At 67.8% G+C, this 17,004-nt stretch carries 10 protein-coding genes and 2 rRNA genes; 6 read left to right on the forward strand and 6 right to left on the reverse strand.

Annotated features, from left to right (window positions below; translation table 11 throughout):
- Window positions 1-80 precede the first annotated feature (80 nt).
- Both ACTWJ8_RS26340 and rrf read left to right on the forward strand, forming a co-directional pair.
- A 23S ribosomal RNA gene (locus ACTWJ8_RS26340) occupies window positions 81-3,204 on the forward strand.
- Between the two features lie 87 nt (window positions 3,205-3,291).
- Window positions 3,292-3,408 (forward strand): 5S ribosomal RNA (gene rrf, locus ACTWJ8_RS26345).
- 52 nt (window positions 3,409-3,460) lie between these two features.
- Here rrf and ACTWJ8_RS26350 read toward each other — a convergent pair.
- Window positions 3,461-4,258, reverse strand: coding sequence for a maleylpyruvate isomerase family mycothiol-dependent enzyme (locus tag ACTWJ8_RS26350; protein ID WP_356389951.1), 798 nt, complete (start codon window positions 4,256-4,258; stop codon window positions 3,461-3,463).
- Between the two features lie 122 nt (window positions 4,259-4,380).
- Here ACTWJ8_RS26350 and ACTWJ8_RS26355 point away from each other — a divergent pair, with 122 nt between their 5' ends.
- The 4 genes from ACTWJ8_RS26355 (at window position 4,381) to ACTWJ8_RS26370 (ending at window position 7,910) form a co-directional block, all read left to right on the forward strand.
- Window positions 4,381-4,749, forward strand: a complete 369-nt coding sequence (locus tag ACTWJ8_RS26355) for a hypothetical protein (protein WP_356389949.1) — start codon at window positions 4,381-4,383, stop codon at window positions 4,747-4,749.
- A 29-nt stretch (window positions 4,750-4,778) separates the two neighbouring features.
- On the forward strand, window positions 4,779-5,201 hold the full coding sequence (locus ACTWJ8_RS26360) for a MerR family transcriptional regulator (protein ID WP_356389947.1): 423 nt from the start codon (window positions 4,779-4,781) through the stop codon (window positions 5,199-5,201).
- Window positions 5,198-5,518: a thioredoxin family protein gene (locus ACTWJ8_RS26365; RefSeq protein ID WP_443260424.1), complete on the forward strand. Its 321-nt coding sequence runs from the start codon at window positions 5,198-5,200 to the stop codon at window positions 5,516-5,518. Before ACTWJ8_RS26360 ends, ACTWJ8_RS26365 begins: the two co-directional genes overlap by 4 nt.
- 154 nt (window positions 5,519-5,672) lie before the next feature.
- A complete protein-coding gene (locus tag ACTWJ8_RS26370; RefSeq protein ID WP_443260425.1) occupies window positions 5,673-7,910 on the forward strand; it encodes a HelD family protein in 2,238 nt (745 codons plus the stop codon).
- Between the two features lie 60 nt (window positions 7,911-7,970).
- Here ACTWJ8_RS26370 and glgB read toward each other — a convergent pair whose 3' ends face one another.
- The 5 genes from glgB to ACTWJ8_RS26395 all read right to left on the reverse strand — a co-directional run bounded on the left by glgB (window position 7,971) and on the right by ACTWJ8_RS26395 (window position 16,972).
- Window positions 7,971-10,190: a 1,4-alpha-glucan branching enzyme gene (gene glgB, locus ACTWJ8_RS26375; protein WP_443260426.1), complete on the reverse strand. Its 2,220-nt coding sequence runs from the start codon at window positions 10,188-10,190 to the stop codon at window positions 7,971-7,973.
- Between the two features lie 136 nt (window positions 10,191-10,326).
- Window positions 10,327-11,682, reverse strand: coding sequence for a maltokinase N-terminal cap-like domain-containing protein (locus ACTWJ8_RS26380; protein ID WP_443260427.1), 1,356 nt, complete (start codon window positions 11,680-11,682; stop codon window positions 10,327-10,329).
- A 71-nt stretch (window positions 11,683-11,753) separates the two neighbouring features.
- Entirely contained in the window at window positions 11,754-13,457 is a 1,704-nt protein-coding gene (gene treS / locus ACTWJ8_RS26385; protein ID WP_443260428.1) for a maltose alpha-D-glucosyltransferase, read from the reverse strand.
- A 47-nt stretch (window positions 13,458-13,504) separates the two neighbouring features.
- Window positions 13,505-15,526, reverse strand: a complete 2,022-nt coding sequence (locus tag ACTWJ8_RS26390; RefSeq protein WP_443260429.1) for a maltotransferase domain-containing protein — start codon at window positions 15,524-15,526, stop codon at window positions 13,505-13,507.
- 216 nt (window positions 15,527-15,742) lie between these two features.
- Entirely contained in the window at window positions 15,743-16,972 is a 1,230-nt protein-coding gene (locus ACTWJ8_RS26395) for a S8 family peptidase (RefSeq protein ID WP_356389251.1), read from the reverse strand.
- Window positions 16,973-17,004: the final 32 nt, after the last annotated feature.

Below are 17,004 nucleotides of genomic sequence, written 5' to 3' on the forward strand. Positions count from 1 at the left end.
AGTGCACTCGAGCCGTAAGGCTTGGGGTGATGGGTGGTTGGTCGTTGTTTGAGAACTGCACAGTGGACGCGAGCATCTGTGGCCAAGTTTTTAAGGGCGCACGGTGGATGCCTTGGCACCAGGAACCGATGAAGGACGTGGGAGGCCACGATAGTCCCCGGGGAGTCGTCAACCAGGCTTTGATCCGGGGGTTTCCGAATGGGGAAACCCGGCAGTCGTCATGGGCTGTCACCCGCTGCTGAATATATAGGCAGTGTGGAGGGAACGCGGGGAAGTGAAACATCTCAGTACCCGCAGGAAGAGAAAACAACCGTGATTCCGGGAGTAGTGGCGAGCGAAACTGGATGAGGCCAAACCGTATACGTGTGAGACCCGGCAGGGGTTGCGTGTGCGGGGTTGTGGGATCTCTCTTGATCAATCTGCCGGTTGGTCGACGAGTGAGAAACCGTTGATGTAGGCGAAGGACATGCGAAAGGTCCGGCGTAGAGGGTAAGACCCCCGTAGCTGAAACGTTAGCGGCTCGTTTGAGAGACACCCAAGTAGCACGGGGCCCGAGAAATCCTGTGTGAATCTGGCGGGACCACCCGTTAAGCCTAAATATTCCCTGGTGACCGATAGCGGATAGTACCGTGAGGGAATGGTGAAAAGTACCGCGGGAGCGGAGTGAAATAGTACCTGAAACCGTGTGCCTACAAGCCGTGGGAGCGTCGGAACCAAGCTTGCTTGGTTCTCGTGACTGCGTGCCTTTTGAAGAATGAGCCTGCGAGTTTGCGGTGTGTTGCGAGGTTAACCCGTGTGGGGAAGCCGTAGCGAAAGCGAGTCCGAATAGGGCGATGTAGTAGCGCGCTCAAGACCCGAAGCGGAGTGATCTAGCCATGGGCAGGTTGAAGCGGAGGTAAGACTTCGTGGAGGACCGAACCCACCAGGGTTGAAAACCTGGGGGATGACCTGTGGTTAGGGGTGAAAGGCCAATCAAACTCCGTGATAGCTGGTTCTCCCCGAAATGCATTTAGGTGCAGCGTCGTGTGTTTCTTGCCGGAGGTAGAGCACTGGATAGGCGATGGGCCCTACCGGGTTACTGACCTTAGCCAAACTCCGAATGCCGGTAAGTGAGAGCGCGGCAGTGAGACTGTGGGGGATAAGCTCCATGGTCGAGAGGGAAACAGCCCAGAGCATCGACTAAGGCCCCTAAGCGTACGCTAAGTGGGAAAGGATGTGGAGTCGCAGAGACAACCAGGAGGTTGGCTTAGAAGCAGCCACCCTTGAAAGAGTGCGTAATAGCTCACTGGTCAAGTGATTCCGCGCCGACAATGTAGCGGGGCTCAAGCGTACCGCCGAAGTCGTGTCATTCATGCAATAGCCCCAACGGGTGCATGGATGGGTAGGGGAGCGTCGTGTGCCGGGTGAAGCAGCGCCGGAAGGTAGTTGTGGACGGTTCACGAGTGAGAATGCAGGCATGAGTAGCGATTCACACGTGAGAAACGTGTGCGCCGATTGACTAAGGGTTCCTGGGTCAAGCTGATCTGCCCAGGGTAAGTCGGGACCTAAGGCGAGGCCGACAGGCGTAGTCGATGGATAACCGGTTGATATTCCGGTACCCGCTGTGACGCGAAAGACATCGAATCCAGTGATGCTAAGGCCGTGAAACCGCCCGCGCCGGCTTTGCCGGTGGTGGGAGTGGTGGAGCCGCTGACCCAAGTTGGTAGTAGGTGAGTGATGGGGTGACGCAGGAAGGTAGTCCAGCCCGGGCGGTGGTTGTCCCGGGGTAAGGGTGTAGCCCGTGCGGTAGGTAAATCCGTCGCACATTGAGGGTGAGACCTGATGCCGAGCCGATTGTGGTGAAGTGGATGATCCTATGCTGTCGAGAAAAGCCTCTAGCGAGTTTCATGGCGGCCCGTACCCTAAACCGACTCAGGTGGTCAGGTAGAGAATACCGAGGCGTTCGGGTGAACTATGGTTAAGGAACTCGGCAAAATGCCCCCGTAACTTCGGGAGAAGGGGGGCCACTTCTGGTGATCACTCTTGCAGTGTGAGCTGGGGGTGGCCGCAGAGACCAGCGAGAAGCGACTGTTTACTAAAAACACAGGTCCGTGCGAAGCCGTAAGGCGATGTATACGGACTGACGCCTGCCCGGTGCTGGAACGTTAAGGGGACCGGTTAGTCACATTTCGGTGTGGCGAAGCTGAGAACTTAAGCGCCAGTAAACGGCGGTGGTAACTATAACCATCCTAAGGTAGCGAAATTCCTTGTCGGGTAAGTTCCGACCTGCACGAATGGCGTAACGACTTCTCGACTGTCTCAACCATAGGCCCGGTGAAATTGCACTACGAGTAAAGATGCTCGTTTCGCGCAGAAGGACGGAAAGACCCCGGGACCTTTACTACAGTTTGATATTGGTGTTCGGTTCGGCTTGTGTAGGATAGGTGGGAGACTTTGAACCCGGTACGCCAGTATCGGGGGAGTCGTCGTTGAAATACCACTCTGGTCGTGCTGGATGTCTAACCTGGGTCCGTGATCCGGATCAGGGACAGTGTCTGATGGGTAGTTTAACTGGGGCGGTTGCCTCCCAAAGGGTAACGGAGGCGCCCAAAGGTTCCCTCAGCCTGGTTGGTAATCAGGTGTTGAGTGTAAGTGCACAAGGGAGCTTGACTGTGAGACCGACGGGTCGAGCAGGGACGAAAGTCGGGACTAGTGATCCGGCGGTGGCTTGTGGAAGCGCCGTCGCTCAACGGATAAAAGGTACCCCGGGGATAACAGGCTGATCTTCCCCAAGAGTCCATATCGACGGGATGGTTTGGCACCTCGATGTCGGCTCGTCGCATCCTGGGGCTGGAGTCGGTCCCAAGGGTTGGGCTGTTCGCCCATTAAAGCGGTACGCGAGCTGGGTTTAGAACGTCGTGAGACAGTTCGGTCCCTATCCTCTGTGCGCGTAGGAATATTGAGAAGGGCTGTCCCTAGTACGAGAGGACCGGGACGGACGAACCTCTGGTGTGCCAGTTGTTCTGCCAAGGGCATGGCTGGTTGGCTACGTTCGGGAGGGATAACCGCTGAAAGCATCTAAGCGGGAAGCCTGCTTCGAGATGAGTATTCCCACCCCCTTTGAGGGGTTAAGGCTCCCAGTAGACGACTGGGTTGATAGGCCGGATCTGGAAGCACCGTGAGGTGTGGAGGTGACCGGTACTAATAGGCCGAGGGCTTGTCCTCAGTTGCTCGCGTCCACTGTGTTGGTTCTGAAACCACGAACAACCGTCGAAGCCATGGTTTCGGCTCCGGTTGTGTGTTTCATAGTGTTTCGGTGGTCATAGCGTGAGGGAAACGCCCGGTTACATTCCGAACCCGGAAGCTAAGCCTCACAGCGCCGATGGTACTGCAGGGGGGACCCTGTGGGAGAGTAGGACGCCGCCGAACTAATATTGCAGAAAACCCCCGTGCCATTCGGCACGGGGGTTTTCTGCGTTCACTACTGCGTCGAAATGTTGAGGCACATCCGCAGTTCCGCCATCGCCTCGGACGGTGCCGGGCCCTCCGCCGTGTCCGCGCGGTTCCACAGGTCCCGCAGGACCTCCTCCGGTGAACCGCTCACCGTCGCGTCCGCCGGCTGCCCGGCCCCGGTGCCGCCGTCCTCCACCGTGAACGTGGGACCCGGGCCCGTACGGATCAACCAGGAGGCGGGCGGTTCGGTGTCGGCCCGGACCTCGTACGTACGGCCCGGGGAGTCGGCCAGGGGTTCGCGGAAGTAGTCGGACCACTCGGTGACGGCGTACGCCGTGAAGACCTTCAGGAGTTCGTCGATACCGTCGATCGCCAGGTCGTCGGGGACGGGGGAGACCGGGCCGCCCGCGGCGAGTTCGGCGTCGATGCGGTGGACGACCGTCTCCTGGGCCATGCGGCGGATCCAGAAGCCGACCGTCTGGTCCGGGGCGTACCAGGTGCCCGAGGGGGCGTCGGGGGCGTGTGTGGTGAGGGCCGTGCGCAACTCCTCGTAGGCGCGGTCCAGGAGGGCGAAGGGCTCCTCGGTGTCCGTGCCCTTCGGCGGCCACTCCGGCTCGGTGCCCGGCGTCGCCGCGAGGACGGCCTCCGTCTTGTGCGCGTAGACCTGGCCCACGTGCCGCACCAGGTCGGTGGCCGTCCAGTCGGGGCAGCTCGGCACCTGGGCGGTCGGCGCCGACGCGGCGGCTGCCCTCAGGAGCGCGAAGTCGGCGGCCAGGCAGTCGAGGTACCGGGAGGCCGGCAGCGGTGTGCGTTCGTCGTGGCTCATGACCGCAACGTAGCGGCAGGCACTGACAATTGGCCGTGCGTCATGTGTGCGGCGCCGTCTGAGTACGTCACCTGAGTACGCGCACTCAGGTACGGGAACGGCTGTGCGCCTTGGATGGGAGCATGATCTCCGAACTCGTGGACGAGCCCGTCGCACCGCCCGCGCCGCGTCCCAGGACGTGGGTCGCCCCGCTGGTGTCCAGCCTGATCACGCTGCCCGCGGCCCTCGTGGCCCATGTGATCGCCGGGGCCTCGCAGATGGCGTGCGACGCGTGCTCGCCGGCCGTGGCGGTCCGGTTCGAGCGGAGCGTGGAGTGGGCGTTCACCGTCTTCGGGTGGGGGCTCACCGTGTCGCTCCTGACGCTCGCGACGGCCTGGCTGCTGCCGTGGGAGGAGCGGTTCGCGGGGCGGCGGATCGGGTTCTCGGTCGCGGCGCCGTTCGCCGTCGCGGCGACGTTCGTGCTGTTTCTCGCCCTCGTCGACTGGCCTTGACGTCAGCGGCAAGGTCTAACGTCTTCGGTATGCGCATCGGAGAGCTCGCCGCCCGCGCCGGTACGACGACGCGGGCGCTCAGGTACTACGAGTCGCGTGGGCTGCTGCCCGCGCGGCGCGGCAGCAACGGGTACCGGACGTACGACGACGCCGACCTGAAGGCCCTGCGGCAGATCCGTGTCCTCCAGGACTTCGGGTTCGACCTGGAGGAGACCCGGCCGTTCGTGGAGTGTCTGCGGGCCGGGCATCCGGAGGGCGATTCGTGTCCCGCCTCGCTCGCCGTGTACCGGAGCAAGGTGGCCGAACTCGATGCGCTGATCGGCGAGTTGACCGCCGTACGGGAGAAGGTCGGCGCGCAGTTGACGCGTGCCGAGCGGGCCATGGAGGCGCTGGCCGCGTCGCAGGAGACGGAGCCGCGCTGCGAACTGGGTGAGGCAGGGGAGACAGGATGACGCTGAGTGCCGTGACCGACGTGGACTTCGGGGAGCGGGTGCTGCGGGCCGGGCGACCGGTGCTCGTCGAGTTCACCGCGCGGTGGTGCGGGCCGTGCCGGCAGCTGGGGCCGGCCCTGGAGTCGGTCGCAGAGGAACAGCGGGGGCGGCTCGACGTCGTGGCCGTCGACGTCGACGTGAGTCCGGAGACGGCGGTGACGTACAACGTGCTGGGGACGCCCACGCTCATGGTGTTCAAGGACGGCGAGCCGGTGTGGTCGCGCGTCGGGGCCCGGTCCAAGCGGAAGCTGCTGGAGGAACTGGCAGAGCTTCCTTAGCGCCGGAGGAGCGCGACCGGCAATTGGAATTCAACCCCTGCCCGGGGTATATTCGGTGTTTCTGTGTGCCCACAGAAAAGGCCCCTCACTGGGGGCCAACAAAAACCACGGTACCGGGCAGGGAGTTGTTTTGTCAAGCCGGGACAGCCTGGAATTGCAGAAAGAACAGGAATACATCGACGCGCTCTACAGGCGCGTCGATGAACTGCGTGGCGTCGCCGCGGACTCCGTCCGTGACGCGATCACCCCGGTGGGGACCGGCCAGCAGGCCCGCCTCGAGCGGGACCTGCTGGTCGTCGAGCGTTCAGGTCTCCTTGCCGCGCTGAACGCGGTCGAGGGCTCGCTCTGCTTCGGTCGAATTGATCTCAAGCCCGAGGCCGATCAGGAAGACGGTGTCGCGCACCACATCGGCCGTATCGGAATTCGCGCCGACGACTCGGAACGCACGCCGATGCTGATCGACTGGCGGGCGCCCGTCGCCCGGCCTTTCTATCTCGCCACCGGTCATACGCCGATGGGTCTTCGCCGGCGCCGCCACCTCACGTTCGACGGGCGCACGGTCACCGAGCTGCACGACGAGATCCTCGACCTCGACGACGCGGAGCGCACCGGGTACGAGGACCCGACAGGCGACGCCGTGCTGCTCGCCGCGCTGAACTCGGCGCGCACCGGCCGCATGGGCGACATCGTGCAGACGATCCAGGCCGAGCAGGACCGCATCATCCGCCACCCGCACCCCGGCGTGCTGGTGGTCGAGGGCGGGCCCGGTACCGGAAAGACGGCCGTCGCGCTGCACCGCGCCGCGTTCCTGCTGTACGAGCAGCGGGAACTGCTCGCCAAGCGGGCCGTGCTGATCGTCGGCCCGAACCCGGCGTTCCTGAAGTACATCAGCGAGGTGCTCCCGGCCCTCGGCGAGACCGGCGTGCTGCTCTCCACGGTCGGCGAGCTGTTCCCCGGCGTGCACGCCACCGCGAAGGACACGCCGCGCGCCGCCACCGTGAAGGGCGCGGCGACCATGGCCGAGACGCTGCGCAGGGCCGTCGAGGACCGGCAGCGGCTGCCCGAGCCCGGCGCGCCGCTCGTGATCCCGCACGACGACGGCGATCTGATCCTCGACTGGGAGATCGCCTACGAGGCCCGGCAGGCGGCCCGCGACACGAAGCTGCCGCACAACCTGGGGCGCCCGCACTTCGCCTTCCGGGTGATCGACGCGCTCACCGAGCAGCTCACGGAGCGGCTCGGCGCCGACCCGTACGGCGGTCCGAACTTCCTGGGCCCCGACGACATCGCCCAGCTCGGCAAGGCCGTCGCGTCGAGCGCCGAGGTGCACGCGGCCATCGAGGAGCTGTGGCCTCAGCTCACCCCGCAGGGCTTCGTCGCCGACTACCTCGCCGACCCGACGCATCTGCCGGAGGACGACGCGGACGCGATCCGGCGCGCCGAGGGCGGCGAGTGGACGCTCGGAGACGTACCGCTGCTCGACGAGGCCGCCGAGCTGCTCGGGTACGACGACAGCGCCGAGCGGGCCGCCGCCGAGGCCGAGCGGCAGGAGCGGATCGCGTACGCGCAGGGCGTGCTCGACCTGTCCAAGGGGTCGGAGACGTACGAGTTCGAGGACGAGGACGAGTCGGAGGTGCTCGCCGCGCACGACATCGTCGACGCCGACCGGGTCGCCGGCTGGTACGAGGAGGAGGACCACCGCAGCGCGGCCGAGCGGGCCGCCGCGGACCGGACCTGGGCGTTCGGGCACATCATCGTCGACGAGGCGCAGGAGCTGAGCCCGATGGCGTGGCGGCTGCTCATGCGCAGGTCGCCGACGCGGTCGATGACGCTGGTCGGCGACCCCGCGCAGACCTCCGAGGAGGGCAGCGTCGGCGCCTGGGCGGACATCCTCGAGCCGTACGTCGAGGACCGCTTCGAGCACACCCGGCTCGGCGTCAACTACCGGACGCCGTCCGAGATCATGGACGTCGCGGCGGCGGTCCTCCGGGACGCCCACCCGGGCTACGAGCCGCCGTCGTCCGTGCGGTCGACCGGGGAGCGGCCGTGGGTGCTGCGTGCCGACGACGTCGTGGAGGCGACGGCCAAGGCCGCCGTCGAGCGGATTCCCGAGGAGGGGCGGCTCGCGGTGATCGCGCCGCGGCGGCTCCACGAGGGGCTGGCCGCCAGGCTGCCCGGGGTCGTCGCCGGGGGTGAGCCCGATCTCACGCGGCACCTCGTGCTGCTCGATCCGCGGCAGGCCAAGGGGCTCGAGTTCGACCGGGTGATCGTGGTCGAGCCCGGTGAGTTCGGGGTGAGCGATCTGTATGTGGCCTTGACTCGGGCCACGCAGGATCTTGGTGTGGTGCACGAAGGGGAGTTGCCGGAGGCGTTGGGGGCGGCGCTGCGGTAGGGCCGCGGTGGGGTGGGGGTGTTGATTCCCCCACCCCGTCCCTTCCCGAAACCGGGGGGATCAGGGGCGCAGCCACACCGTTGCCAGGGGCGGCAGCGTGAGGGCGATGCTTGCCGGGTGGCCGTGGGCGGGGGTGTCCGTCGGTTTGATCGGGTCGCGGTTTGTGACGTCGCCGCCGCCGTAGCGGGACGCGTCCGTGTTGAGGGTCTCGTGCCATGCGGGGATGTCGTCGGGGACGCCCAGGCGGTACGCGTGGCGGACCACCGGGGAGAAGTTGGAGACCGACAGGAGCGGGGTGCCGTCGGCGGCGTGGCGGAGGAACGCGAAGACGTTGTCCTCGGCCGCGTCTCCCGCGATCCACGAGAAGCCCGCGGGGTCCGTGTCCCGTTCCCACAGGGCGGGTGCCGCGCGGTAGCGCGCGTTCAGGTCGCGTACGAGCTCGCGCACGCCCCGGTGGTCCGGTTCCGCGCCGTACGCCGGGTCGAGCAGCCACCAGTCAGGGCCGTGCGCCTCGGACCATTCGGCGCCCTGGGCGAATTCCTGGCCCATGAAGAGGAGTTGTTTGCCGGGGTGGGCCCACATGAAGGCCAGGTAGGCGCGGAGGTTGGCGCGTTGCTGCCACCAGTCGCCGGGCATTTTGGACACGAGGGAGCGTTTGCCGTGGACGACCTCGTCGTGGGAGATGGGCAGGACGTAGTTCTCGCTGTAGGCGTACACCATGGAGAAGGTCATCTCGTTGTGGTGGTACCGGCGGTGCACGGGTTCGTGGCTCATGTAGTCGAGGGAGTCGTGCATCCAGCCCATGTTCCATTTGAGGCCGAAGCCGAGGCCGCCGAAGCCGGTGGGCCCGGTGTGGTGGGTGGCGCGGGTGACGCCGTCCCAGGCGGTGGATTCCTCGGCGATGGTGACGACGCCGGGCACCCGCCGGTAGAGGGTGGCGTTCATTTCCTGGAGGAAGGCGACGGCGTCGAGGTTCTCCCGGCCGCCATGGCGGTTGGGGGTCCACTGGCCGTCCTCGCGGGAGTAGTCCAAATACAGCATGGAGGCGACCGCGTCGACGCGCAGGCCGTCGATGTGGAACTCCTCGCACCAGTACAGGGCGTTGGCGACCAGGAAGTTGCGGACCTCGGTGCGGCCGTAGTCGAACTCGAGGGTGCCCCAGTCGGGGTGGGCGGCGCGGGCCGGGTCCTCGTGCTCGTACAGGGGGCGGCCGTCGAACTCGGCCAGGGCCCAGTCGTCGCGGGGGAAGTGGGCGGGCACCCAGTCCATGAGGACGCCGATGCCGGCCTGGTGGAGGGCGTCGATGAGGTGCTTGAAGTCGTCGGGGGTGCCCAGGCGGGCGGTGGGGGCGTAGAAGCCGGTGACCTGGTAGCCCCAGGAGCCGCCGAAGGGGTGCTCGGCCACCGGCAGGAACTCCACGTGCGTGAAGCCGAGTTCGGATACGTAGGCGGGCAGCTGCTCGGCCAGTTGACGGTAGGTCAGGCCGGGGCGCCAGGACGGCAGATGCACCTCGTACACCGAGAACGGCGACTCGTGCACCGGACGCGCCGACCGCTGCTCCAGCCACGCCGCGTCGCGCCAGGTGTGGTGGGAGGCGTGCACCACCGACGAGTTGGCGGGGGGCTCCTCGGTGCGGGTGGCCAGCGGGTCGGCGCGCATCGTCCTGGTGCCGTCGGGGCGGGTGATCTCGTACTTGTAGAGCTCGCCCTCGCCGATGTCCGGCACGAACAGCTCCCAGACGCCGGTCGAGCCGAGGGAGCGCATGCTGTGGGCCGCGCCGTCCCAGAAGTTGAACGTGCCGACGACGCGGACACCGCGGGCGTTCGGCGCCCACACGGTGAAGCGGGTGCCCTGGATCCCCTGGTGGGTCATGGGGTGAGCGCCGAGCGCAGTCCACAGCTCCTCGTGGCGGCCCTCGCCGATCAGGTGCAGGTCGAGTTCGCCGAGGGAGGGGAGCAGGGCGTACGCGTCCGCGATCCGCTGGGTCGTCTCGGCGTACGTGATCTCCAGCTCGTACGAGGGTGGGATCTCGCGGAGCTGGAGCAGCGCGGAGAAGAAGCCGTCGCCGTCGTCGTGGAGGTCGGCGTGCAGGCCCTCCGGGGTGGTGACGGCGACGTGGCGGGCGTAGGGGCGCCAGGTGCGGAAGGCGATGCCGGCGTGGGTGGGGTGTGCGCCGAGCACTCCGTGCGGGTTGTGGTGGGTCGCGGTCAGGAGTCGCTCGCGGTCGTCCGGGGGGACGGGGGACGGGGGCGGTGTGGTGGTCGTCGGGCGGCGGGTCACGGTGGGGCCTCCTTGGGGGCCGTCGTGGGTGGTCCGGTTCGCGTGTGGTGCCGTTTTGTCGGAGGTCGCCCCCTCCTCCCCTTCCCGTCCCGTCCCCGGGGGCTGCGCCCCCGGACCCCTCGCCCCCAAAGGACAGCTACTCGGCCAGGTGCTGCAGCGCTGCCAAGGGGACCTTCAGCCAGTCCGGGCGGTGGCGGGCCTCGTAGAGGGACTCGTAGATCGCCTTGTCCGTTTCGTAGGCGCGCAGGAGGACCGGGGAGGTGCGGGGGTCCGTGCCGGTCACCTGGGCGTAGCCGTCGCAGTAGGCGGCGCGGCAGGAGCGGGACCAGTCCGACTGGGGGGAGGCGTAGTCGAAGGAGCGGAGCATTCCGGCGATGTCGCGGTGGACGGGGTGCGGGAGGCGGCGTTCGGCGAGGGGGCGGGACGGTTCGCCCTCGAAGTCGATCAGCTTCCAGGCGCCGGACGGTTCGCGCAGGCACTGGCCGAGGTGCAGGTCGCCGTGGATCCGCTGGGCCTGCCAGGTGCGGCCATCGGCGCCGAGCCGGGCGAGCGCGTCGAACGCGGAGCGGAGCCCGGGGACGTGAGGGAGCAGCGCGGGGACCTGCTGGGCCGTGGCCTCCAGGCGGTGCGTCATGGACGCGGCGAGCTGCTCGATGTGGGCCCGTGTGTATGTGACCGTGGGCAGCGCGCGGGCCAGGGCCGTGTGCACCTCCGCGGTGGCGCGGCCGAGGTCGCGGGCCTGCGCCGTGAAGTCCTGCTGGTTGGTGAGGTGCTTGAGGGCGAGGTCCCAGCCGTCGGCGGCGCCCTTGAGGAAGGGCTGGAGGAGGCCGAGCGTGGTGGGGGCCGTGTGGTCGCTCTCGCGGGTCTCGAACCAGGCGACGGGCGTCGGCACGCGGTCGCAGTTCTCGCGGGCGAGCGCGAGGGGGAGTTCGAGGTCGGGGTTGGTGCCGGGGACGACCCGGCGGAACACTTTGGCTATCAGTGTGTCGCCGTACACCACCGAGGAGTTGGACTGTTCGGCCATGAGCGGGCGGGGCGGCAGGTCGCGCGGCACCTCGCCGTGCGGGCCGCGGTGGAAGCGGAGGGCGCCGAGCGCCCCGGGTATCCGGAGCCGTTCGAGGAGGACGGCGCTGTGCCGCGGGTCCTGGAGCGCCTCGTACGCGGTGCGGCCTGCCAGCGGGCCGTGCGTGACGTGGCCGATGACGGCGGGCGCGAGGTGCGGGGCCGCGGCCTCGGCGGTGCCGATGAGCAGCTGGTAGCGGTCGCCGGGGCCTTCCTCGTCGGCGGGTGGCTGGTGGACGCGGACGAGGAGGTGCAACAGGCCCGCGTCCGGGAGCAGTTCGGTGACGGACTCCAGGGTGAAGCCGGTGACCGGGCGTCCCTTGCCCGCGAACCAGCGCCGGCGCGGCAGCCAGGCGCGCAGCAGCGGGTCGAGCGAAGGGAGCAGGTCGTCCACCGGCTGTGCGGTGGGCCGGGTGGTGGCTTCCGACATGGTGTCGCGTCCTTTCCCCGGGATGTGGAGAGTGCCCAGGGCGGGGCGGCGAAAACCGCCCCGCCTTGTCGCTATTCGCCCATTTCGTTGCGCAGCCTGAACCAGTAGAAGCCGTGTCCGCCGAGGGTGAGGAGGTAGGGGAGTTCACCGATGGCGGGAAAGCGGACGCCGCCGATCAGCTCGACCGGGTGGCGGCCGTCGTACGTCCGCAGGTCGAGCTCGGTGGGCTGCGCGAAGCGGGAGAAGTTGTGCACGCACAGCACCAGGTCGTCCCCGTACTCGCGCAGGAACGCGATCACGGCCGGGTTGGAGGAGGGGAGTTCGGTGTACGAGCCGAGGCCGAAGGCGGGGTTCTGCTTGCGGATCTCGATCATGCGGCGGGTCCAGTGCAGCAGCGAGGAGGGCGAGGACATCGACGCCTCGACGTTGGTGACCTGGTAGCCGTAGACCGGGTCCATGATGGTCGGGAGGAACAGGCGGCCGGGGTCGGAGGACGAGAAGCCGGCGTTCCTGTCGGGGGTCCACTGCATCGGGGTGCGGACGGCGTCGCGGTCGCCGAGCCAGATGTTGTCGCCCATGCCGATCTCGTCGCCGTAGTAGAGGATCGGGGAGCCGGGCAGGGACAGGAGCAGGGCCGTGAAGAGTTCGATCTGGTTGCGGTCGTTGTCGAGGAGCGGTGCCAGGCGGCGGCGGATGCCGATGTTGGCGCGCATCCGTGGGTCCTTGGCGTACTCCGCGTACATGTAGTCGCGTTCCTCGTCGGTGACCATTTCGAGGGTCAGCTCGTCGTGGTTGCGCAGGAAGATGCCCCACTGGCAGCCGGATGGAATGGCCGGAGTCTTGGCGAGGATCTCGGAGACGGGGTGGCGGGATTCGCGGCGCACCGCCATGAAGATGCGCGGCATGACCGGGAAGTGGAACGCCATGTGGCACTCGTCGCCGCCGGAGGGGAAGTCGCCGAAGTAGTCGACGACGTCCTCGGGCCACTGGTTCGCCTCCGCCAGCAGGACGACGTCGGGGTACTGGGCGTCGATCTCCTTGCGGACCCGCTTGAGCATCTCGTGCGTGGCCGGCAGGTTCTCGCAGTTCGTGCCCTCCTGCGCGTACAGGTACGGGACCGCGTCGAGGCGGAAGCCGTCGATGCCCAGGTCCAGCCAGAACCGCAGCGCGGCCAGGATCTCCTCCTGCACGGCCGGGTTCTCGTAGTTCAGGTCGGGCTGGTGGGAGAAGAAGCGGTGCCAGTAGTACTGCTTGCGCACCGGGTCGAAGGTCCAGTTCGACGCCTCGGTGTCGACGAAGATGATCCGCGCGTCACCGTACTGCTTGTCGTCGTCGGCCCACACGTAATAGTCGCCGTACGGGCCGTCCGGGTCCGAGCGGGACTGCTGGAACCACTCGTGCTGATCGCTCGTGTGGTTCATGACGAAGTCGATGATCACGCGCATGCCGCGCTGGTGCGCCGCGTCCACGAACTCCACGAAATCCGCGAGGTCGCCGAATTCGGGGAGCACCGACGTGTAGTCGGAGACGTCGTAACCGCCGTCCCTGAGCGGCGACTTGAAGAACGGTGGCAGCCACAGGCAGTCCACGCCGAGCCACTGGAGATAGTCCAGCTTTGCCGTGATGCCCTTGAGGTCGCCGATGCCGTCGCCGTTGCTGTCCTGGAAGGACCGCACCAGGACCTCGTAGAACACGGCACGCTTGAACCAATCGGGGTCCCGGTCCTTCGCAGGGGTGTCCTCGAAGGTGTCCGGGACGGGTTCGTTCATCATCATGGTGTGGGTGACCCTCCGATTCCCATGTCCCGTCAGATCCTGGGAATTCATCGCGGCGTGGCCGGGTGCGGGACGACGAGGATGTGCGCGGGCGTGCGGCCCGGCTCCAGGCGCACGTAGTTCGTCCTGCCCCAGTGATAGGTGTCGCCGGTGAGTTCGTCGCGTACCGGCACGGACGGGTGCCAGTCGAGCCCCAGGCGCGGCATGTCCAACGACACCGTGGCCTCCTGGGTGTGGTGCGGGTCGAGGTTCACGACGACCAGAACCGTGTTCGAACCCTGCCCGGTCCGGGCCGACTTGGAGAACACCAGCACCGCGTCCTTGTCCGCGTGATGAAAGTGCACCCCGCGCAGCGTGCGCAGCGCCGGGTTGCGGCGCCTGATCGCGTTCAGCTCCGTGATCAGCGGGGCGATGGTGCGGCCCTCCCGCTCGGCCGCCGCCCAGTCCCGCGGACGCAACTGGTACTTCTCCGAGTCCAGATACTCCTCGCTGCCCGCCCGCAGCGCAGTGTTCTCGCACAACTCGTACCCGCTGTAGACCCCCCACGTCGGCGACAGCGTCGCCGCCAGCACCGCCCGCAACTCGAACGCCGGACGGCCGCCCTCCTGCAACACCTCATGCAAAATGTCCGGGGTGTTCACGAAGAAGTTCGGCCGCATGTACGCCGCCGCCTCCCCCGCCAACTCACTCACATAGTCCGTGAGTTCACTCTTCGTGGTGCGCCAGGTGAAGTACGTGTACGACTGCTGGAAACCGATCGCGGCCAGCGTGTGCATCATCGCCGGACGCGTGAACGCCTCCGCCAGAAAAATCACATCCGGGTCGGTCGCGTTGATGTCGGCGATCACCCGCTCCCAGAACACCACCGGCTTGGTGTGCGGATTGTCGACCCGGAAGATCCGCACCCCGTGCCCCATCCACAGCCGCAGGATCCGCACCGTCTCCGCGACCAGCCCCGGCATATCCGCATCGAACGCGATCGGATAGATGTCCTGGTACTTCTTCGGCGGATTCTCCGCATACGCGATCGACCCGTCCGGGCGGTGGTGGAACCACTCCGGATGCTTGTCCACCCACGGATGATCCGGCGAACACTGCAGCGCGAAATCCAGGGCCACCTCCATGCCCAGCTCCCGCGCCCGCCCCACGAAATGATCGAAGTCGTCGAAGGTGCCCAGGTCCGGATGGATCGCGTCGTGCCCGCCCTCGTGCGAACCGATCGCCCACGGCACCCCCACATCGTCCGGACCCGGCGACAGCGAGTTGTTCGGCCCCTTGCGGAAGGTCCGGCCGATCGGGTGCACCGGCGGCAGATACACCACGTCGAACCCCATCCCCGCGATCGCCGGAAGCCGACGCTCCGCCGTCCGGAACGTCCCGCTCACCGGCGCCTCACCCGGCCGCACCACCGCCCCCTCAGAGCGCGGAAAGAACTCGTACCACGACCCGAACAACGCCCGCTCCCGCTCGACCAGAAGCGGCAACTTCCCGCTGCGCGTGACGTGTTCGCGCAGTGGATGGCGGGCCAGCGTGCGCCGTACGTCGGGGGCGAGCGCGGCGGCGAGCCGGGAGGCGGCGGGGCGTGTCTCGTCGCGGAGCGCGGCGGCGGCCCGCACAATCGTTTCGCGGAGCGGCGCGGGGACGCCCTTGGCGGCGCGCTCGTGCAGCAACGCGCCCTCCTCCAGGACGAGTTCGGTGTCGATGCCCGCCGGAATCTTGATCTTCGCCGTGTGCCGCCACGTCGACACGGGGTCCCCCCATGCCTCGACCCGGAACGACCAGTGCCCCGTCGCGTCGGGGGTGACCTCGGCGCCCCAGCGGTCGGTGCCGGGCGCCAGCTCGCGCATCGGGATCCACGGCCCCGGTTCGCCGTCGGGGCCGCGCAGCACGACGTTCGCGGCGACGGCGTCGTGCCCCTCGCGGAACACGGTCGCCGTCACCATGAAGGTCTCGCCGACCACGGCCTTCGCCGGGCGCCTGCCGCGCTCGACGACGGGTCGGACGTCGCGTACGGGAATGCGCCCCATGACGGTGCGCGGTGTCGTGGGCGTAGAGCGTTGTGTGGGCATGACCGCTCCTGTCCGCGGGGAATTCGGGGGTGCGGAGACGAGATTCGGGGAGAGGGCCGTGCGATGAAGCCGTGCGGCGTACCGGGGGAGCCTTCCACGCTCCATCGGCGGGCAATCCGTGTCGTACCAACTACTCGTCACTACTCGCGCGTAAGGGAACACATAAGACCGGTCCCGCCGAAATCGACGGGACCGGACCATGAACTCACCGTCCTTCTACGGCCTGTCGGCCGCGTCGTCGACCTGGAGCAGCTTGTCGGGCGAGCCCACGCCCGCGTCCGTCACCCTGCCCGGTGCGGCGCGCTCGGCCAGCGCCCTGCCGACCTCGGCGGGCGTGGCCCCCGCGTGGTCGGCGAGGTACAGCGCGGCCGCGCCCGCGGCGTGCGGTGACGCCATGGACGTGCCGGAGAAGGTGGCCTTCCCCGAGTCGCTCGCGTACGAGGCGGAGGTGATGCCCACCCCGGGCGCGAACAGGTCGAGACGGGTACCCCAATTGGAGAAGCTCGCACGTGCGTCCTTCTTGTCGCTCGCGCCGACCGTGATCGCTTGCTTCACGCGGGCGGGCGAGTACAGCTCGGCGGGCATTCCGTCGTTGCCCGCGGCGACCGTGTACGTGACGCCCGACGCGATGGAATTGCGGACGGCGGCGTCGAGTTGGGCGTTGGCGTAGCCGCCGAGGCTCAGGTTGGCGACGGCCGGCTTCTGGGCGTGCCGTGTCACCCAGTCGATGCCGGCGAGCACCTGCGCCGTGGTGCCCGAGCCCTCGTCGTCGAGGACCCGCACGGCGACCACGTCGGCCTGCTTGGCGACGCCGTACTTCTCGCCCGCGACGGTTCCCGCCACGTGCGTGCCGTGCCCGTTGCCGTCCTGCGCCACGGAGTCGTTGTCGACGAAGTCCCAGCCGCTGGTGGCCCGGCCGCCGAAGTCGCGGTGGGTGGCGCGGACTCCGGTGTCGATGACGTAGACGTGCACGCCCTCGCCCGCGGACTCGGGCCACGTGTACGCCTTGTCGAGCGGCAGATCGGGCTGGTCGACGCGGTCGAGGCCCCACGACGGCGGGTTCTTCTGCGTGTGGTCCATGGCGATCCGGGAGTCCTGGACGACCGACGCGACGTTCCCGTCGGCGGCGAGCCGCCCGGCCTGGTCCTTGCCGAGGGTCACCGCGTACCCGTTGAGCGCCTTGCTGTAGGTGTGGCGGATTTTCGCCCCGTACTTCGCCGCGAGGTCCTTGCCCGCGGCGGACGGGGCCTTCGTGTCCCCCTTCAGTGTCACGATGTAGCTGCCCGCTATGGAGCCGGGCTCCCCGGCGCCGGATATCCGTCCCGTCGCGGGGGCGGCGTCCGCGGGCAGGGTGATGGCCGAAAGCACCGCGACCGTGGCGACCGCGACGAGCCCGGGGGCCCAGCGCGTCCGTCGCCTCCGCGTCACTCGCACGGTCCCTGCCATGGGTGAGTTCCCCTCCTCAACACGGCGCGCTC

Source organism: Streptomyces sp. SDT5-1 (assembly GCF_052245995.1).
Lineage (GTDB): Bacteria > Actinomycetota > Actinomycetes > Streptomycetales > Streptomycetaceae > Streptomyces.